20 protein-coding genes are annotated in these 20,237 nt (G+C 38.0%); 7 read left to right on the forward strand and 13 right to left on the reverse strand.

Going from position 1 to position 20,237, the window contains the following annotated elements; translation table 11 throughout:
* The gene (locus V7164_RS05500; protein ID WP_335345108.1) at positions 1-714 is read left to right on the forward strand and encodes a response regulator transcription factor; all 714 of its coding nucleotides are present in this window, start codon (positions 1-3) and stop codon (positions 712-714) included.
* Between the two features lie 183 nt (positions 715-897).
* Positions 898-2,151: an MFS transporter gene (locus V7164_RS05505; protein WP_335345107.1), complete on the forward strand. Its 1,254-nt coding sequence runs from the start codon at positions 898-900 to the stop codon at positions 2,149-2,151.
* Positions 2,152-2,216: 65 nt separating this feature from the next.
* On the opposite strand, the gene V7164_RS05510 is transcribed toward V7164_RS05505, so the two are convergent.
* From V7164_RS05510 to V7164_RS05545, 8 genes are all read right to left on the reverse strand, one after another.
* Positions 2,217-3,404, reverse strand: coding sequence for an MFS transporter (locus V7164_RS05510; RefSeq protein WP_335345106.1), 1,188 nt, complete (start codon positions 3,402-3,404; stop codon positions 2,217-2,219).
* Between the two features lie 236 nt (positions 3,405-3,640).
* Entirely contained in the window at positions 3,641-4,261 is a 621-nt protein-coding gene (locus V7164_RS05515) for a DedA family protein (RefSeq protein ID WP_335345105.1), read from the reverse strand.
* 185 nt (positions 4,262-4,446) lie between these two features.
* Positions 4,447-5,148, reverse strand: a complete 702-nt coding sequence (locus V7164_RS05520) for an ABC transporter ATP-binding protein (RefSeq protein WP_335345104.1) — start codon at positions 5,146-5,148, stop codon at positions 4,447-4,449.
* Between the two features lie 11 nt (positions 5,149-5,159).
* The gene (locus tag V7164_RS05525) at positions 5,160-5,936 is read right to left on the reverse strand and encodes an ABC transporter ATP-binding protein (protein WP_335345103.1); all 777 of its coding nucleotides are present in this window, start codon (positions 5,934-5,936) and stop codon (positions 5,160-5,162) included.
* A gap of 4 nt (positions 5,937-5,940) precedes the next feature.
* Positions 5,941-7,233 (reverse strand): branched-chain amino acid ABC transporter permease, encoded by a 1,293-nt coding sequence (locus V7164_RS05530; protein ID WP_335345102.1) that lies wholly within the window; start codon positions 7,231-7,233, stop codon positions 5,941-5,943.
* Between the two features lie 9 nt (positions 7,234-7,242).
* Complete coding sequence (locus V7164_RS05535) at positions 7,243-8,229, reverse strand: branched-chain amino acid ABC transporter permease (protein WP_335345101.1); 987 nt, start codon at positions 8,227-8,229, stop codon at positions 7,243-7,245.
* Between the two features lie 207 nt (positions 8,230-8,436).
* On the reverse strand, positions 8,437-9,639 hold the full coding sequence (locus tag V7164_RS05540; RefSeq protein WP_335345100.1) for a branched-chain amino acid ABC transporter substrate-binding protein: 1,203 nt from the start codon (positions 9,637-9,639) through the stop codon (positions 8,437-8,439).
* 237 nt (positions 9,640-9,876) lie between these two features.
* Entirely contained in the window at positions 9,877-11,076 is a 1,200-nt protein-coding gene (locus V7164_RS05545) for an MFS transporter (RefSeq protein WP_335345099.1), read from the reverse strand.
* Between the two features lie 352 nt (positions 11,077-11,428).
* Between V7164_RS05545 and V7164_RS05550 the strand changes: the two genes are divergently transcribed.
* From V7164_RS05550 to V7164_RS05570, 5 genes are all read left to right on the forward strand, one after another.
* Positions 11,429-13,279 carry an LTA synthase family protein gene (locus V7164_RS05550; RefSeq protein ID WP_335353571.1) on the forward strand — a complete coding sequence of 617 codons (1,851 nt, stop codon included), beginning with the start codon at positions 11,429-11,431 and terminating at the stop codon, positions 13,277-13,279.
* A 299-nt stretch (positions 13,280-13,578) separates the two neighbouring features.
* Positions 13,579-14,364 (forward strand): transporter substrate-binding domain-containing protein, encoded by a 786-nt coding sequence (locus V7164_RS05555; RefSeq protein WP_335345097.1) that lies wholly within the window; start codon positions 13,579-13,581, stop codon positions 14,362-14,364.
* Positions 14,365-14,433: 69 nt separating this feature from the next.
* Positions 14,434-15,078, forward strand: a complete 645-nt coding sequence (locus V7164_RS05560; RefSeq protein ID WP_335345096.1) for an amino acid ABC transporter permease — start codon at positions 14,434-14,436, stop codon at positions 15,076-15,078.
* Complete coding sequence (locus V7164_RS05565; RefSeq protein ID WP_335345095.1) at positions 15,075-15,803, forward strand: amino acid ABC transporter ATP-binding protein; 729 nt, start codon at positions 15,075-15,077, stop codon at positions 15,801-15,803. Before V7164_RS05560 ends, V7164_RS05565 begins: the two co-directional genes overlap by 4 nt.
* 212 nt (positions 15,804-16,015) lie before the next feature.
* Positions 16,016-16,939 carry a cation diffusion facilitator family transporter gene (locus V7164_RS05570; protein WP_335353572.1) on the forward strand — a complete coding sequence of 308 codons (924 nt, stop codon included), beginning with the start codon at positions 16,016-16,018 and terminating at the stop codon, positions 16,937-16,939.
* On the opposite strand, the gene V7164_RS05575 is transcribed toward V7164_RS05570, so the two are convergent.
* The 5 genes from V7164_RS05575 to V7164_RS05595 form a co-directional block, all read right to left on the reverse strand.
* Entirely contained in the window at positions 16,936-17,232 is a 297-nt protein-coding gene (locus tag V7164_RS05575; RefSeq protein WP_191969124.1) for an ArsR/SmtB family transcription factor, read from the reverse strand. The two genes, V7164_RS05570 and V7164_RS05575, sit on opposite strands and share 4 nt — an antisense overlap.
* Positions 17,233-17,355: 123 nt before the next feature.
* Positions 17,356-18,039: a hypothetical protein gene (locus V7164_RS05580; protein ID WP_335345093.1), complete on the reverse strand. Its 684-nt coding sequence runs from the start codon at positions 18,037-18,039 to the stop codon at positions 17,356-17,358.
* A complete protein-coding gene (locus V7164_RS05585) occupies positions 18,036-18,776 on the reverse strand; it encodes a hypothetical protein (RefSeq protein WP_335345092.1) in 741 nt (246 codons plus the stop codon). The genes V7164_RS05580 and V7164_RS05585 overlap by 4 nt, the downstream gene beginning before the upstream one ends.
* Positions 18,757-19,659 carry an ABC transporter ATP-binding protein gene (locus V7164_RS05590; RefSeq protein ID WP_335345091.1) on the reverse strand — a complete coding sequence of 301 codons (903 nt, stop codon included), beginning with the start codon at positions 19,657-19,659 and terminating at the stop codon, positions 18,757-18,759. Before V7164_RS05590 ends, V7164_RS05585 begins: the two co-directional genes overlap by 20 nt.
* Entirely contained in the window at positions 19,656-20,039 is a 384-nt protein-coding gene (locus V7164_RS05595; protein ID WP_335353573.1) for a GntR family transcriptional regulator, read from the reverse strand. The genes V7164_RS05590 and V7164_RS05595 overlap by 4 nt, the downstream gene beginning before the upstream one ends.
* Positions 20,040-20,237: the final 198 nt, after the last annotated feature.

A 20,237-nucleotide genomic window follows, 5' to 3' on the forward strand; every position in this document is an offset into this window, starting at 1 on the left:
TTGAAGGGCCAAAAGATTTGTATTGTAGATGACGAACCAAAAATATTGCGATTTGTTTCTGCCAACTTAAAATCCATTGGTTATGAAGTAACAACGGTCAATTCAGGTGAAGAGTTATTTGAAAGATTCGACCTTATTTCACCTGATTTAATACTGCTTGATATTATGATGCCTGGACAGGATGGCTTCGATGTGCTTGAAAAACTTCGCAAGTTCTCGGATGTTCCTGTCATTATGCTGACAGCTAGAAGCAATCCACATGATAAAGTGCACGGTTTGAATGTTGGTGCAGATGACTACTTAACAAAGCCTTTCTCATTAGATGAGCTTTTTGCCAGGGTTAATGCTGTTTTGAGAAGAAGTCAATCAAGCTATGCTGAGCCTGGATTGGCAAAAACTCCGATTATTCGAACGGGAGATTTAGCACTCGATCTTGGCAGCAAGCGATGCTGGATTAATAATGAAGAGTTTAAGCTTACTCAAACTGAGTATTCAGTTATGGAAATATTAGCGCTTAATTTAGATAAAGTTGTCCAGCATGAAACCTTATTATCAGAAGTTTGGGGTCCGCAATACCGAGATGATGTAGAATATTTGCGTGTCAGTATCGCAAGAATACGCCGAAAGATCAAAGATCTTTTGCACAGTAAAGAAGAATATATTGTAACGTATCCCGGTCTTGGATATATGCTCAGAAGCGTACCGAAAATTTAATGTTTTTGTTACCCGTATTGCTAGATGCAATATGGGTATTTTTTTTGAATTTAATCTTTTTGTAATGTTAACCTTACCTTTTTTATTCGTCTGCAACGCAAGATGACTTATAGTGAGATTGTAGTTATTAATACCTTTCCTTACTGCCAGCATATAAAAATAATCAAATGGGAGGAAGACAAAATGGCAAAGGTTTTGGAGCAAAATGAGCCCGCTGGAAAAGGCGGAATCCCATATTGGGTCAAAATTGTAACCGTATTCTTTTTAGGTTGGGTCGCACTATATGCTACTCGTACAATTCTGAACCCGATCATGGGCGACATTCAAAGTGAGTTTGGTTTAAGTAATTCACAGCTTGGTTTAATTATGAGTATTTTCTTCTTAGGATATGCAGGACTTAACATTCCTTCAGGTATTCTAGGGGATAAAATCGGGAAAAAGCGAGTGCTTGTACCAGGGGTTATTCTATTCGGTGTTTTTGCCGCAGTAACTGGTATGATGCCAACATTCTTCCTATTTATGACATCTTGGATAATGGTAGGTATTTTCCAAGGCTTCTTCTATGGTCCATCTTACGGTCTATCATCTGAAGCGATACCTCCACACCGTATTACATTAGGTAGCGCGATCATTAACAGCGGAATGGCTTTCGGTACCTCTATTGGTTACTATATTTCAAGTTATTCTGTTCATGAGTTTGGAATGAGCTGGAGATCACCATTCTTCATCATCGCTATTCCTGTCGTTCTAATCGGATTAGCTATGTGGTGGGTAATAAAAGAAAAGCCAAAATCGAAAGCAGAGAAAGCTGCAGAAAATAATGGCGAAAAGCTTAAAATTGGAGAGTTATTTAAGAATCGAAATTTAATTGCAGCTTATATCACGATTTTCAGTGCCATCTATGCATTCTTCGTAGTTATTACTTGGATTCCTTTCTACTTAGAGCAGGAGCGCGGCATTACCGGCGGAAGTGTTGCATTCGTATCATCCCTTGTTCCTTGGGCTGCGATTCCAGGCTCCATTTTATTCAGCTGGATTGCAGACAAAATGGGTAAACGTAAGCCTGTTCTTTTAGTCATGATGCCATTATCCATCATTGCACTAGTATCCATTGTTTTCTTCGATAGTATGGCAGTATTATATGCCGCTTTAATTGGATATGGTATTTTCGGTAAAATCAGTACAAACCCTGTTTTAGTTGCGGTTATCGCTGATAATGCGCCAAAAAATGCTTATAGTACATCATTTGGTGTTTATAACTTTATCGGTATGTGTGGTTCTATCCTAGCACCTTACATTACCGGATTCCTTACAGACGTTACAGGAAGCTTAAACACAGGATTCTATTTCGCTGGTGCTTTGCTCCTTGTTGGTACAATTGCCGTCTGTTTCATTGATGAAAACAACCGACCAAACGTTGAAGGTGCAACTAAATAATAAAATAAAGCAAAAATCCCGAGTCTTTATAGAGATTCGGGATTTATTATTATGTTCACATTGCTCTATTTTCTATTTAGCTCGGGCTTATAAAAAATTGTTTTACTAGATTTTATTGCATATATTCTATATAAAACAAAGGCTATGAGTGATAAAACAGCCCCAGATATGTATGGAAGTCCTGCTTGGATCGAGAATAGCCAGCCTCCTAATGGTGGGCCAATAATTCTGCCAAGCGAATCAAAGGAAGATAGCAGTCCTGTTGAGCTTCCATGACCTGCCATCGACCTTTTCGTAATTAAAGCTGATACAGTAGGACGAATTACACCATTTCCAACCCCAAAAATCGTTAAAAACAGAGCAGCAGTTGCAAAGCTATCAACTAGCAAAATACAGGCGAACCCAATGGCTGAAACGATAATTCCGCCTTGAATAACAGTTCCCTCACCAAACTTCTTCGTTAATCGCCCTATGAGCCCTCCTTGAACAACGGCACTTGCAAGTCCCATAATCATAAAGATATAACCTAATTGTACGGTTCCTAATCCAGCCTTTTTCGCAGCGAAATAAGCAAATGTTGCTTCCAAGCCAGAGAGCGATAAGGAAATAAATAGCTGGAGCATAAATAAAATGGATACCGAGCCTTTGAATGCACTCCATATCGAAGCTTTTTTCTGTGTTTGATTAAGTTTGGATTCCTCGGTTAAAGACTCTTTTAATATGAATAAAACGAGGATAAGCGTTAATGCCGATGTTGTACCTGCTATGTAGAAGGGCATCGTTAAGCTTATTTTTGAGAACATACCGCCGATAGCCGGTCCGAAAATAAAGCCTAAACCCGTAGCGGCACCTATAATCCCCATGCCCTTCCCGCGATTCTCCTCTGACGTTATATCAGCAACATATGCCATAACTGTTGGCATATTAGCAGAAGATAACATTCCTCCTATAATTCTTGCAGCAAACAGCATCCAAAGCTGACTTGAAAATGCCGTTAAAAAAAACGAAAGCGACAATCCGGCGATCCCGATTGCAATGACTGGTTTCCGCCCAATTCGATCTGATATTCTCCCCCACACTGGCGCAAAAAGCAGCTGCATTAAGGAATACACAGCCATTAACCAGCCTAGCTGGGCTGGACTTGCCCCGATTTCTTCTGCATAAAAAGGGATGACAGGGATAATAATTCCGAAGCCTACCATTACTAGAAACATAACTAAAAATAAAATAGGCAATGCTTTTTTAGTTTCCAATGAAAATCTGTCCTCTCAGAAAAACTTTTAATTCTATAATTTTATTGTATTATTTTGTGGTATTATTTTCTATCCTAATACATTGTATACCCTGATTCAAATTACATTAAGAAAATGCTCTATTTTTAATAATTGTCGCTATCAATTTATTAATTAAATTGAAACTCCCATCCAAATGAAAAAGAGCAACCGCCCTCCTAATCCAACTTAGGCAGTTACTCAACTTTTTCTATAAATTAGCTATTAGGTTTTCTCTCTTTTCGCTTTTTAATATACCAAACAATAACCAAGACAAATAATATAACGATTAGTGTATAAACGACAGTCGAGAACTTATCCATAATTTCTACAATATACTCCCAATTAGATCCAACCGCGGCTCCTAAATTAACTAAAACTGTATTCCAAATGAGTGTTCCTATAGTTGTAAAAAGTAAAAATAACCAAAAGTTCATATTGGACATTCCAGCTGGGATAGAAATTAAACTCCTAATAAGAGGAATTAATCGACAAAACAGGACAGTCCAAATTCCATATTTATCAAACCAAGCATCTGCACGATAAATATCATCTTTTGTCAAACGCAAAAAACGTCCATACCGATCAATGATTCTTTCTAATCTCTTTACATCCATTAATAAACCAAGACCATACAATATAACAGCTCCCATGACAGAGCCTAATGTTGCTGAGATAATAACACCTGTGACACTTAGATTCATGCTATTTGTCAAATATCCCCCAAAGGTAAGAATAACTTCTGAAGGAATGGGAGGAAAAATATTTTCAACGGCAATTAGTAAAAATACTCCCCAATACCCAAATTGCTCTATTAAATCTTGAATCCAGGATTCCATAAAATCCTCCATTTTCTTAAACTTATAGCTAGCTTTGTTCCTTACTCATACCTAGTGATAGTATCATTTTTTTTCTAAAATAAAAACCAATATGGAATAATACCTCTCAATAGTTTTCAGAACAACAAAAAAACGCTTGGATAGAAAGTATCTAAGCGTTAGATTAATATGAGATTTAGGCTATCTTATGCTAAATATGCTTCACGGACTTCTTCATTCTTAAGCAGCTCATTGCCGTCTCCTTGAAGTTTAATTTCTCCTGTTTGAATCACATAACCTCTATGGGCAATTTGCAGAGCTTGATAAGCATTTTGTTCAACCAGTAAGATGGTTATGCCTTCTTGATTTAGTTCTTTGATGATTTCAAAAATTTGTTCCACAATGATTGGCGCAAGCCCCATTGAAGGCTCGTCTAGCATTAATAAATCAGGTTCCATCATAAGGGCTCGTCCGATGGCAAGCATTTGCTGTTCCCCTCCGCTCATCGTACCGCCCTTTTGCTCAAAACGATCTTTCAACTTAGGAAAATATTGAAAAACCCTTTCCATTCTTTGATCAATTACACTCTTATTTTTTACAGAAAAGGCTCCCATTAATAAGTTTTCCTTGACCGACAGTTTTGGAAAAATCTTCCGGCCTTCTGGCACATGTGCAATCCCCAACAAAGTCGTTTCATGGGCAGGCTTATTTGATATTTCTGATCCGTTATAGACAATGTTACCATTCGTTACTTTCGCTAGGCCGCTAATGGATTTTAAAGTGGTTGATTTTCCTGCTCCATTACTGCCGATAAGAGTAACAATTTCACCTTTATCCACTGCAACATCTATCCCTTTTAAGGCCTGTATCCCGCCATAGTAGGTTTCAACATTTTTTATTTGAAGCATGTTTTATCCCCCTATCCAACCTGAACAGCCCCAGTTCCTAAGTATGCTTCGATAACCTTAGGATTGTTTCGAATGTCTTCAGGCTTTCCTTCTGCAATTTTTTCGCCATGGTCCAGTACAACGATATGTTCAGAAATCTTCATGACCAGCTTCATATCATGCTCAATTAAAATAATAGTCAGATTGAATTCTTCTCTCATTCTTTTGATAAGCTGAGTAAGTTCGTTTGTTTCTTTTGGATTCATACCTGCAGCAGGCTCATCTAGTAATAAGACCTTTGGATCCGCAGCAAGAGCTCTTGCAATTTCTAGCCTTCTTTGAGCACCATAGCTTAGATTGCTTGCTTTCTCATTTAAAAGGGGAGCAAGTCCTACATATTCCAATAATTGATACGCTTTTATTTCAGATGCTCTTTCTTCTTTGCGAATGGCTGGAAGATTGAATAAAATCCCCATAAGTCCTGCTTTTAAATGTGTATGCATGCCTACAAGAACATTTTCGAGAACTGACATTTCATTAAACAAACGGATATTTTGAAAGGTTCTTGATATTCCTTTTTTTGATACCTCATCCGGTTTTAAACCGTTTATTTTTTCATTTTCAAGCAAAATACTGCCGGATGTTGGCTGGTACACACCTGTAATCATATTAAAAAATGTTGTTTTTCCTGCCCCGTTCGGTCCAATCACCGCTGTAATTGAGCTTTTTTCCACCTTCATCGATACATCTTGATTAGCAGTAAGGCCGCCAAATTGCTTTGTTAAATTTTGGACCTCTAAAATAGACATGCATCTACACCTCCTTCGCATTGAGCTTCTCATTTTCAGGTAAAATTCCTAAAGCAGCTTGACTGCTTCCCTCTTGTAAAACCTTTTCATCATAGACACGATTTTTTGCCGGCAAAAGTCCCTTTGGCCTATATAAAGCAAACAAGATTAATAGCAAACCAAATATTAATCTTTGCATTTTAGCCGGTGAAAGGGCATCTGGGATTGAAATTGCCCCTGACAAGCTTAACTGATTCAACCAATTTGTTATTTCAGTTAATACTTGAAGGTTCAGAATCGTCATCACAGCCGCACCTAGAATAACACCTGGGACACTGCCCATCCCGCCTAAGAGTACCATAACTAAAATCGTAATCGACTCGAGAAGAGTAAAGCTTGTAGGATCGACAAAGGCTTGTTTTGCAGCAAATACGACACCCATCATCCCTGAGAAGGAGGCACCGATTGCAAAAGCCATTAGTTTTGTCCGCACTAAAGGAACACCCATCGCTTGAGCAGCAATTTCATTTTCTCTGACCGCTTTCCATGAACGGCCAATTTTTGAATGCTCGAAACGACGGACCGTAAAAATGGTAAATAACAGGAGTACGAGTACAATGTAATAAAATTGACTTGGAAAAAGAAAATCTATTCCAAACAATCGAGGCGGGGTAACAGAAGGAATTCCCATTGCACCGTTTGTAATATTAAGCGGGCGGTCAAGGTTATTAAAAATAATTCTAATAATCTCGCCAAACCCTAATGTAACGATTGCTAAATAATCCCCTTTTACCCGAAGAACCGGAATTCCGAGTAAAATTCCAAACAACGCTGCAACTAAACAGCCCAAAATAATAAAGATCCAAAAGCTTTCTCCTGAAAGTGGAAACGTACCAAACGGCATAAAATTCGAAGCTTGGGCTGTAGCAAAAATCCCATATGTGTATGCTCCAACAGCAAAGAAGGCGACAAATCCCAAGTCAAGAAGACCAGCCATTCCAACGACAATATTTAATCCGAGAGCCATTGCTATATAGATTCCAACAAGTGTAGCAACTTCCATATAGGATTGATAGGCATCTCCTTGACTTGCTGTGAACGGGAGTAGAAACACAAGAACAATTCCCGCAATCAGCCATTTCGTCAGATTTTTGAAATTTGTAAAATATAGCAATAACAAGGAAGATAATAATAGCAGGAATGCAGTAACTGACCTTTGTGCCATAAATAAACTTAATGAAGAAACTCCGATGTAAATTAAAAGAAAAATTCCATGTGCCATTTTGTTTTGTTTATATTTATCCCATAGAGTTTTCATTCTTCCCACCTACACTTTCTCAGCGACCGGTTTGCCAAGTAGACCCTCCGGCTTAAAAAGTAACACGATGATCAAGATGGCAAAGGCAAAGACATCTTTGTATTCGGCACCGAATAATCCACCGGTTAATAGTGTTAAATTGGCAGATGCAAACATTTCCATTACTCCGAGCAACAGCCCCCCTAGCATAGCACCACGAATATTTCCGATGCCGCCTAATACTGCTGCTGTAAATGCCTTTAACCCTAGAATAAACCCAATATACGGATCGATTGTTCCGTATTGTACGGCAAATAGTACCCCCGTTGCTCCACCTAGAGCAGACCCAACAAAAAAGGTGATTGAAATGACCTTATTCACATTGACTGACATTAAGGAAGCAGTTTCACGATCTTGAGCTACAGCCCTCATAGCCATTCCCCATTTTGTTCGATTAACAAAGAAGTCAAGACCAATCATCATAATTATGGCCGTTACAAGCACAATAACAAATGATGTTTTAATAGATGCATCGTTAAAAATAGAGCTAATGGAAGAAGCTTTAATTGAAATTTGATTTGTAAAAAGACTTGGTCCCGTTACGATAAAGTTTCCTTTTTTCAATTCAGCTATGAATCTCACAATATCTTGTAATAAAAACGAAATACCAATTGCAGTGATAAGGGGGATTAATCTAGGTGCTTTTCGTAACGGTCGATACGCTACTCGTTCAATCCCCATCCCTATAAAGCCAGTTAGGATAGCTGTTAATAAAAGTACCGTAATCAGCATAACAATTGCAGGCACCGCTGAAACCCACCCTATTCCTGTCAAAACGATGAGAATCGCTGTACCGATAAAAGCACCTGTCATAAAGATCTCACCGTGAGCAAAATTGATTAATTCTAATATCCCATAAACCATCGTGTACCCTAAAGCAATTACAGCATACACAGCTCCTAAGGTCAGACCGTCAATTAAAACTTGAGGGATTGTTTGCAATAATTCAGTCAGCATACGTTACCTCCTCTTTCAAATGTAGAAAATAGAAAAGCGTAAGCGCCTTGGTCACCCCCGACAAGCACAAGACGATCCTCACGGAATGGTGTACTTTACCTTTCTGGGAGGATTGGCTTGTGACCTCGAGGGGGTAGGCGCTGGAGGCTAGACAAAGAAGGGTATTTTCCCAATAGAATGGGTTATACCCCTTTCAGCCAATGAATCTTATTTATTTATTTCACCTACAGCTTGTGGCGGATAGCTAACTTCTGCAAATTGATAAATAAATACTTTAGCAAAATCATTGTCTCCTATATCGTCAAAGCTAACTTTTGTCAGAACACCTTGATAGTCCTTCACGGCGCGAACGGCATCTCTTACTTGTTCACGTGTTGGCAATTTGTTGTCATTTGCTTTTATCGAATCTTCAATCGCTTTTAAAACTAGCCCCATTGTGTCATAACCGTAAACTGAGTAGGATTCCGTATTTTTATTAAATGTGGCTTTGTATTTTTCTATGAATTTTTTACCTTCTTCAGTTTTAGTAGAATCCCCTGCTAAAGCAGTGATGTACGTATTTTTAACGGCATCTCCAGCAATTTCAACAAGAGTAGAAGAATCCAGTCCATCTCCCCCTAAAAACGGAACATCGATGCCTTTTTCGCGGGATTGTTTAATTAACAGACCTGCTTCTGAATAGATTCCTCCGAAGAATACTAAATCTGGCTTCTTGGAAAGAATTTGGTTAACAACACCATTGAAGTCTTTTTCTCCGACTGTAATCCCTTCAAACCCAAGAATTTCAGCACCTTTTTCTTCCGCTGCTTTCTTGAAAGCTTCTGCTAGACCAGTACCATATGCTGTTTTATCTTGAACAACAAAGATTTTCTTTGCATTTAATGTGTTAACTGCGAATTCAGCGCCTGCTGGACCTTGAAAGTCATCACGAGCGACGATTCGGTTGACAGTTTTTAATCCTCTATCCGTAACATCTGTTGCTGAGTTAGCAGGAGAAACCATCGGGATCGCATATTTTTCATATACTTCTGATGAAGGAATCGCCACACCTGAGTTAAAGTGACCGACAACAGCGAGGATCGATTTATCTGAACCAATTAATTGTGCATTGGCCACGCCTTTTTTTGGATCCGCTTGGTCATCATAAGGAACAAGCTGCAACTCAAAACCCAATTCTTTAAATTTGGCCTTTTCTTCGTCTAATTTAAGCTGTGCACCTAATTTAATAGCTTCCCCTATCGTTGCACTTCCACCTGAGAGCGGAGTCTGTGTAGCAATTTTTATAACGGCCGAATCCTTTTGCTCACCTGAACCTGAGCTTCCTGTTTCTGTTTTTTCAGCACAGCCAGCTAATATACCTGCTATTAAACCTCCAGTTAACAATAGTGCCAAAGACTTTTTAAACTTCATACTGACCCTCCTATTTTCTTCTTTTTGAAATACAAGCCTTCTCCCTATATATATTTCTTAGAAGTAAAAGTAGGACTATTTAGTATAATATTTTTCGAATACTCAGTCCCCAATGCATGTCATAGTACCTACTCATTTTTATATCATTTACCTTTATACCCTTTTGGAAAAAATAGAAAAAAAGCCCAAGTTGCGGACAATGCCGCCTCTTTGGCTTTTTTTCTTAGTTAGTATTAATTATGTTAATTCAATTTGGCGTGTTTCCCTGCCAAGAAAAACAAGGGTAATAACACCAATAATGATGCTCACACAAAATATGCCGAATATGAAGCCAATTGAATAGCCTGCAGCAACAAGTGAACCCACAAGCAGCGGTCCAAGTATTCCTCCCACCCGGCCGATGGATGCGGCCATTCCAGAGCCAGTGCCGCGAATGACAGCCGGATATTGTTCCGGAGTATAGGCGTACAATGCACCCCACGCTCCTAGGTTAAAGAATGACAATAAAATTCCCGCTGTTATAAGAACGGCTGTCGTTTCAGCGTTGCCGAAAACAAGAGCTGAACCGGCTGTGCCAAGTAAATAGACAGCAAGCACAAATTTCCGTCCTACACGTTCAATAAGCCATGCTGCTGTAAAGTAACCCGGCAGCTGAGCGAGTGTCATGATCAAAACATATTCAAAGCTTTGAATCATGTTAAAACCCTTCATGACCATGACACTTGGAAGCCATAGGAACATGCCATAGTATGAAAAAACGACTGTAAACCAGACAGTCCATAACACCAAGGTGGAGCGGGCATATTTTTTAGACCAGACATCGCGAACGTTTTGTCTAACCGTCCGTTTTTCCACTTTTTTTGGTGAAAATGCTGGAGAATCCGGCAGATTTAAACGCAAGTAAATGGCATAAAAGGCAGGAAGTGCACCGAGAATAAGTGCGATTTGCCAACCAAATGAAGGAATAACAAAATATGAAATAATAGCAGCAAGCAACCAGCCAAACGCCCAAAAACTTTCAAGCAGAACGACAACCCGCCCACGATCTTTAGCTGATACACTTTCCGAAACGAGTGTTGAGGCGACAGGCAATTCTCCTCCAAGCCCCATCCCAACGAAAAAGCGTAAAATTAGAAATGCTGCAAGTGTTGTTGTGAATGCTGAAAATCCGCTTGCAAGTGAAAACATGAGCAAAGTAATGATAAAAATATTCTTTCTACCAATACGGTCAGCCCACAAACCAAAAACTAACGCACCTACAGCCATCCCAATTGAATTAACACTTCCAATCCAGCCCATTTGAGCTGGTGTCAAGCCCCATTCAGTTTTAAGTGCTACGATAATAAATGAAAGCATACCGACATCCATTGCATCGAACATCCATCCTAGCCCTGCAATGCCTAGTAGCTTTCTCTGTGAAATTGTTTTCTCTGCCATGTTGTTCTCCCCCTGTCTTGACAGTTGTCATTACCAGATTACTATAGAAGGATTTCATAAAAAAAACAAGTACTTTTTCATTAATTATTATTTTTTCTATATTTTTCTAAGTTAAACCAAATAGTAAAAAAATCTTTAACACACAAATAATAATGGTTTGGTTATCGAATAGATTCCATTTTATATGGTGATAAATTGTTAAGTCACAGAGGGACAGAAAAAAAAGTTTCCAAAAACTTCAAGGAACTTCTCCTACATAATTTAATTACAATCTCATATATATTGTTTGCAAGACTTGATGTTTGTTTGGTAAAGTTTAGGATGATCAATACGTCAAGAGGTGCCTTCTCCAATGAATAAGTTTCGGCTTGCAGAAGTAAAAAATGTACTATGCCATCCATTTACCTTGATCATGCTTGTTCTTTTTTTAAAAATTACAGCTTTTCAAATTGTTATTTTTGATAACAAATCCATTTTCCACATTCTGTTAATAGAGTTTCCAATGTGGGCACTTGGCTTAACCATCTTCATTCTTTTAAGTAAAAAACGAAAATGGCTAACGATCTGGCTTTATAATCTTGGCTTATCTGTCCTTTTTATCGTTGTTGTTTTCTACACAAGATATTTTTCAACAGTCCCTTCCTATTATGATGTAAAACAAATCTACCAATCAAACTCTGTCAAAGGGACAGTTGCTTTGCTTGGGACTCCTTATGATTTCTTATTTTTCTTAGATGTAGCATTGATTCTTCCGCTAATCTGGTATTTTACAAAATCAAATAGACGAAACAATTTCTTAAATGCAAAAAGATGGGCGATCGGATTAAGCTGTTTAGGATTCGCTACTACCGTTCTTGCCTTTTTCTATCCTTTAGTGGATGTATCCTATTTCGCCAAAAAGCATGGATATATTCAATCCCAATTTGTGCAATTGTATGAACGCGGGTTTGGCACAGCCTTTGCTCAAAATGAACACTTATCAGATGAGGAGTTAGCGAAATTAAAAGGCAATGTGTATGTGCCTTTTACTGAGCATCGAACTTATGGCATTGCAAAGGATCGTCATGTATTTGTGATTCAAGTAGAATCCTTACAGGAATTCACTATTAATCAAACGATTGAGGGACAGGAAATAACGCCGCATCTAAATGACCTCTTGAAGGATAGTGCTTATTTCAATAATGTGTATCAGCAAATTGGCGCTGGCAACACATCGGATGCAGAGTGGCTTATGCATACATCCCTTTATCCAGAGGGCATGGATCCAACTGTAAATGTCATTGATGGCAATAAGATCCCCTCACTAGTCCGCACGTTGAAAAAACATGGTTATGGAACGGCTACCTATCATGCGGATGATATTACTTATTGGAGCCGTGATAAATTATATCCTGCACTTGGTTTTGACTATGTATATACAAACAGTGAAATCCCGAACGAGAAACTAATTGGCTTCGGCCCAGCCGATGAAATATTATTTAACTTTGTCGTGTCACAATTACCAGACCAGCTGGAATCACAGGAAAAAATGTATTCAAATATCATCACCCTTACAAGTCATACCCCTTTCGAAATGCCAGCTGAAATGGAATATCTTAATTTGCCCGAAGAATTTAATGGGACATATGTCGGAAACTATTTACAATCAGTACGCTATACGGATGAACAAATCGGATTGTTTATCCAAAAACTAAAGGATCTTGAGATTTATGAGGATTCGATTTTGTTAATATACGGAGACCATTCAGGATTACACGGAGCACCCGTAACAGAAAAGGACCAGGAGTTGTTAAAGGAAACGCTAGGTCATCGCTATAATCTCCATGACCGCTTTACTGTACCTGTTCTTTTCACCGCGCCGGATATTTTTATGGGGGAAACTTACTCTAGACTTGGCGGTCAAATAGACCTCATGCCAACCCTTCTAAACCTTCTTGGAATTGAGCATGATAGGCAAATGATCGGCCATAATCTTTTTCAATACGAAAATAACCTTATTGGGATGCGTTACTATATGCCCGGCGGATCGTTTATCAGCAATAACATACTGTATACTGCACCAAGTGCTAAGCACCCTGCTTCGTTATATGATCGAAAAACCATGAAGAAATCCAAGAACACAAAAGAATTGCAAAAAAAGATTAATAACACCTTGCAAATTCTTCAGTATTCGGACTATATACGAAAAGAGCCATTAAAGTAAACTTAAGATAAATCAGGACCAAATCTATTTTTGATTCGGTCCTGATTTTTTTGTAATAATTATTTAAACGGTTGCAGCACCCTTAACCTTCTTTATATTATGAAAATAATAATATTATTAAATGAATTTATTAAAAGCATCAATAAAACATCCAAAAATAAACTATTTTGGAATAAGAATTTTTTTAAATGCGAAATACTATTTTTTGTTGAATTTAGTATGCGTTTTTAATGTTTTATGATATATTTGTTAAATATTCGTAAAACATCAATAATCAGAATATAGGGAGTGATTGGAAAATGAAGAAATTCAGTTTATTTAGTTTATTTGTTATCCTTAGCCTTCTACTTGCTGCTTGTGGCACAGATAAAAGTGAAGGAAAGTCAGGAGAAGGTTCATCTAGTGATGATTCTAAAGTATATAAAGTTGGAATTGATACTACTTATCCTCCTTTTGAATTTGAAGAAGGCGGAGAATACAAAGGAATTGATATTGAAATAATCAATGCTATTGCAGAAAGCCAAGGAATTAAAATTGATTTAAATCCAATGGATTTCGGCGGAATCATTCCAGCTATGCAAGCTAACCAGCTTGATATTGCCATTGCAGGTATGAGTATTACAGAAGAGAGAAAGAAAATTGTTGATTTCTCAGAACCATACTTTGATGCTGGTATTACATTAGTCGTTAAAAAGGACAATAGCGATATTACAACTTTAGATGACCTTAAAGGCAAAACAGTAGCTGTAAAAAAAGGAACTTCAGGTGCACTATTTGCACAAGAAAATGCTGATAGCAAAGGCTTTAAAGTCGTTCAATTTAATGACAGCCCAGCTATGTTCCAAGAAGTAGCAAACGGAAATGCTGATGCTCTTATTGAAGATTATCCAGTTATCGCTTATGCAATCGCTCAAAAAGACCTTGGATTACAAATTGCTGGTGACCGCTTAAATAACGACCAATACGGTATTGCTGTATTAAAAGGCAAAAATCAAGAAGTTCTAGAAAAGATCAACAAAGGTCTTGCTGAACTTAAGGAAAATGGAAAATATGATGAAATTCTAAAAACTTACCTTGGTGAGTAATAATTCTAGGAAACAAACATAAAAGCGCGCCCTCAAGCGCGCTTTCTTTTGAAAGGAGATGACTTCAAGATGGAGACAATTTTATCTGTTCTTCCTTATTTATTAAAGGGACTGCAAGTAACTGCCTATATTTTTATCATTGCAATCATTCTTGGCTTTTTAATTGGACTTGTTATGGCATTATTTAGACTTTCCCCGTTTAAGATTCTTAATATTATTGCAAAGATATTTGTCGATGCGATCCGCGGAACACCGTTTATTGTTCAATTATTTTTTATATACTTTGGATTAAATACATTAGGCTTTATTTCATTGAACAATACAACAGCAGGGATTATTACGGTTGCTATTAATGCTGGTGCTTACTTTTCAGAAATCATCCGTGCAGGAATACAATCTATTGATAAAGGTCAGACCGAAGCGGCAAGATCTATTGGGTTAACAGGATCTCAGTCTATGCGTTATATTGTACTTCCTCAGGCTTTTAGAAGAATGCTTCCCACCATTACGAATCAATCAATTATTAGTTTAAAGGATACCTCCCTACTTTCAATCATTGGAATTGCAGATTTAACACAGCAAGGCCAGATTCAATCCGCAGCTACTTTTGATGCATTTAACATATGGCTTGCCGTTGGTGTCATTTATTTTATTGTTATTTATTTAATTTCCTTGCTTGCTAGCTTCCTAGAAAGGAGATTTGAATTACGATGAGTATTATACAAATAAAAAATCTAAAAAAGTCATTTGGCCAGTTAGAAGTATTAAAAGATATTAACGCTGATATTAAAGAAAAAGAAGTAGTTTGCGTAATTGGACCTTCTGGCTCTGGAAAAAGCACCTTTTTACGGTGCATGAATCGTCTTGAAGATATTACGGGCGGTCAGGTCATCATTAACGGACATGACATTACAGATTCAAAAATAAATATAAACAAGGTCAGACAAGAGGTTGGAATGGTTTTCCAACAATTTAATCTATTCCCTCACAAAACAGTCATGGAGAACATCACACTTGGCCCGATAAAGATTCACGGAACAACAAAAGAGGCTGCTCAGAAAATTGCACTTGATCTTCTAGATAAGGTTGGGCTTGAAGATAAGGCCAATAGCTATCCAGGGGAATTATCTGGCGGTCAGAAGCAGCGTGTTGCCATCGCTAGAGCTTTAGCTATGAATCCAAAAATCATGCTATTTGATGAGCCGACATCTGCACTTGACCCTGAAATGGTCGGTGATGTGTTGGAGGTAATGAAGCAGCTGGCTAAAGAGGGAATGACCATGGTAGTTGTAACACATGAAATGGGATTTGCCCGTGAAGTAGGTGACCGGGTTATCTTCATGGACGGCGGTTATATCGTGGAAGAAAATGAACCAAATGAGTTATTTGGGAACCCTCAGCATGAACGTACGAAGGCATTTTTAAGTAAGGTATTGTAAAATTAATGTTCAATATTAATTCAACTTTTTTCTTTTTAATAATAACAAGGCTGCCCCCATTTCGTATCTTGAGGGGGCAGCTCTTTTTATCCTTTCAAAAATTTTTGAATAAATCATTTTCATTTTTCCAAATATAATAGTTGAAACATTTTAAGTCCTTTGTCATACTATATATGAGTATATATTCATATATGAAAATAGGAGGTTTTACTATGGGTCACCACCATGGTAATGCTCATGGACATAACCACTCTCATGGAAGCATTGAAAATAAAAAAGCGTTATTTATAGCCTTTCTCTTAATAGCTGCATTCATGGTTGTTGAGGTAATTGGCGGGATTATGACAAATAGCTTGGCACTTCTTTCCGATGCAGGCCATATGCTTAGTGATGCAGCGGCATTGGGCTTGAGTCTATTTGCCATTAAACTTGGAGAAAAAAAGGCTTCAGCTTCAAAGACTTTTGGCTATAAAAGGTTTGAAATCATTGCTGCTGCATTAAATGGAATTACACTCATTCTTATTTCACTTTATATTTTTTATGAAGCCTACCACCGCTTTTTCAATCCCCCTGAAGTTCAAAGTGTCGGAATGTTGATTGTTTCTTCCATTGGATTATTAGTCAATATTCTTGCAGCTTGGATTTTAATGCGGGGGGATAAAGAGGAGAATTTAAATGTCCGAAGTGCCTTTCTTCATGTAATTGGAGATATGCTTGGATCGGTAGGCGCCATCATTGCCGCACTGCTAATGATGTTCTTCGGATGGGGAATAGCTGACCCGATTGCCAGCGTCATTGTAGCCGGTCTCATCATCGTAAGCGGCTGGAGGGTAACGAAGGAATCCTTGCACATTTTGATGGAAGGCTCCCCCGTTCACATTGAGATTGAGAAGGTCAAGACAGCTCTTCATAAAATTCCTTTCGTCAATACGGTTCATGATATTCATATTTGGTCGATTACATCTGGAATGCCGATGTTAAGCTGCCACCTTGTCATTGAAAATGATGGGATCCATGATGTCATTTTGCACCATGCCCAATCCATTCTCCACGATGACTTTGGGATTGAGCATAGTACCATTCAGGTTGAAAAAATAGAATTCGGCTGCCCGAATCATCATGGAAGCTGTAATTAATGATGGTTCGCATGTTCAATTGTTTGTTTTAATATATCCATCACATGATCATCATCACAAGAATAAAAAAGGGACGTACCTTCTCGTCTAAATTTGACTAAGCGTAAATTTTTCAGGAAACGAAGCTGGTGTGATACGGTTGATTGGAGCAATGATAGACTTTCAGCAATTTCATTTACCGAATGCTCCCCTTCAAATAATAAATGCAGGATCCGGATTCGAGTCGGATCTGATAAGGCTTTAAAGGTTTGAGATACAATAAAAAGAGTCTCCTCATCAAGCTCCTTTGACATATAAGGCTGTTTTTCCTGTTCCAAAGTTTTCATCCTCCCTGAGGCTGTTCTATAAGGTGCCTGGCTCCACGATAAACATCATCATGAATCGTGGTGCCTGGCATCTTTGCTTTAGGACAGCCCCTATTCATTAACATATTGAAAATCTGCAATTTCGCTTTGCAATTGAAGTGATTTAGGAATAATTAAATATACAGCTAATACTCCATCTCCAATGACATCATTAATTGGATGTTGACCGGTAAATTGATTAATCGTAAATTCTTTTCTGGCTACAGAAATATTTATTATTTGATGGTTAGGATAGTTTATATTTAGTCTATCATCGTTTAACCCGAAATTAACAGGGGGTATTTTATTCGAAAAATCAAATCCGCCCACAATCAAACCATCCGTATAAACACGAGCTTCGATTACACCATCATCATCGTCTTTTCGCTCCACATAAATACGGTCAGCATACCCCGTTATTTCAATATTAAGTGTGTTTTTTGCATAATCATAAGTCTTTGCATGAATTAATTGCCTGCCCTCTAATTGATCAACATTCCCTTCATGTAAAGAATTGTAGAAATGATCTCTTGCCCAATCTTCATTCCAATTTTCCTTCGCCTCCCGACTAGCAGCACGGTCTTGCGGCAATAACGCCAGATAAAATCCAGAAATCAGGAGCACACCAACATATATCATTAGCAGCCAATGCGTAACCTTTACAGTAATAAACTTTCTCTTTGCATTTAAGCTAGTAACAATCATAACCAGGATAATAAATGCAGCAAACAGCAATAAGGTTCCCATGATATTCATCGTCTAACCTCCATCCGATTTAGGATTCCAATGGATCCAATGAAAAATAAGGCAGACGTAACGGTCATTTTTATAATGAACAATCCGATGGATGATTCCTGAAGGTAGACTTGAAAAATATTTACTAAAAATGGCTCCCTATTCATGAAACCATCAAGGAACATCAATCCTATAATCAGGACAGGGATTAAAACAACAAACAGCTTGCTTATTTGTACGAGTGACCCAATAAAATAGCCAATTGCGCTGATACAGAACAAATATAGAATCGTTGCGACAACACCAAGAAGAAATTCTGCAGTTGTTATCGGCATGTTATTAAACTGTTCACCAAAGAAAATATACCTTACAACTAAAGGTAAGCTTCTAGCTAACATCGCCGTAATTCCGCCGAGGATGCTTGCTGAAAATAGAAAGATGATATTGGCTAAGCTGCTGCTCAGACGATTAGTTACGAACGTAAAATCAAAATGACGATGGGGCTTCGTTGTAATCGTAATACCGGTAACTAAAGCCCAAATCATTGTGAAAGCAATGACAACATCTGCAGATAAATAATTAACACTTAAAACCATGCGATCTGATGAAGAATGAAATGAATGGGCCCCACCCATTGAAAACAGCATAGCTAGCAGCTGAATTCCGACAAGGGCACTAAATGAATCGATATTCGCCTTTAGCTTGAACAGATATTGCCTTTTTACAATATCCGTTAAATTAACGGCCCTTAAAGACATCGTCAATTCCCCCCTTCGTTTCGTTCGTTAAGTAGACACATAGATCACTAGGAGCAACAGCAGTAACCTCCACTCCTGCAAGTTTCGCTTTCTGCAATTCGGTCTCTAAGAAATCATTTCTCACAATCGCGTACAGTGTGTTTCCTCCAATCAGCTTTTCATAAACAATCTCACGGTCCTTAATCAACTCTTGAATCACGATTGTTTCCCCTTTTAAACCGATGCTCCATTCCTTTAGTTCTTCCATCGGCATATGCAAATGATTTCTTCCATCCTTAATCAAAAGAACATCCTCCAACAAATCTTCAATCTCATCTAAATGATGGCTAGAGATGATAATGCTCCTTGGATGTGCAAGATAGTCCTTAAGCAAGGCACGATAGAAATCCTTCCTGACCGCTGCATCCATTCCTGTTGTAGGTTCGTCAAAGATCGTTAATGATGGACGGGCTGCTAAACCAACAATGGCATTGAATGTACTAGTCTTCCCTTTTGAAAGGCGATTGTGATAATGCTTTGGGTCAAGGGAAAAATAATTAATCAGGCGTTTGGCCAATTCCATATCCCAATTTGGATAGAATCTGCTCGCCTCCTCTAATAATTCATAGAGCTGAAGGGCTGGAGGAAAGTTCATCTGGTCATCTACAAATATGGAATTCACTGAGACATTTAAACTGTTAAAAGGGCGTTCCGAAAAAACCTCAATGTCTCCCGATGTTTCTTTAATGAAACCAGCAATTATTTTAAGTAAAGTCGTTTTGCCGACTCCATTTCGGCCAATTAATCCAGTGATTGTATTTTCTTCAATTGTAAAAGAGAGATTATTTAAAACCTTTCTCCGAAAATAGGTCTTCGTCAAGCCCTTGCACTCTATCACCTTCATTGCTCACCCTCCCCAGATTGTGCATCCTTTATCATTTCAATTAATTCTGTTTTACTAATATGCAAGCGATTTGCCTCTAACACAATTTCCTGCACTAACCGCTTCAATGTTTGATTTTTTCGTTTATTCATGATCTGTTCTTTTGCATTCATTGTGACAAACATGCCCAGCCCCCTTTTTTTGTAGAGGATGGCTTCATCAACTAAAAGATTAAGTCCCTTTGCAGCAGTTGCCGGATTGATGGTATACATTTCAGCTAATTGATATTGGGAATAGACTTTATCATCTTTTTTAAAATGTCCATTCATAATCTCCGTTTCAATCCATTCCGCAATTTGTATATAAATAGGCTTTGTTCCGTCTGTATTAAGAATCGTCACCGCCTCCTCACATATAGTACATTACTGTTGTAATGTACTATATAATAAATTGGAAAATAAATCAAGTTTAGGAGCTAAAAGGGGAAAAGAGCGGAGTAAAATATATAGAAGCTTTTCATTGCCCGTAAGTTTCTGCATGACCCTTTTGGAGTTAATGAATAGTCCTTTCTTTTACCGCAGGATTCCTTTTTTTCCTTC

It is taken from the genome of Bacillus sp. JJ1474 (genome assembly GCF_036965225.1).
In the GTDB taxonomy this organism is placed as follows: Bacteria; Bacillota; Bacilli; order Bacillales; family Cytobacillaceae; genus Cytobacillus.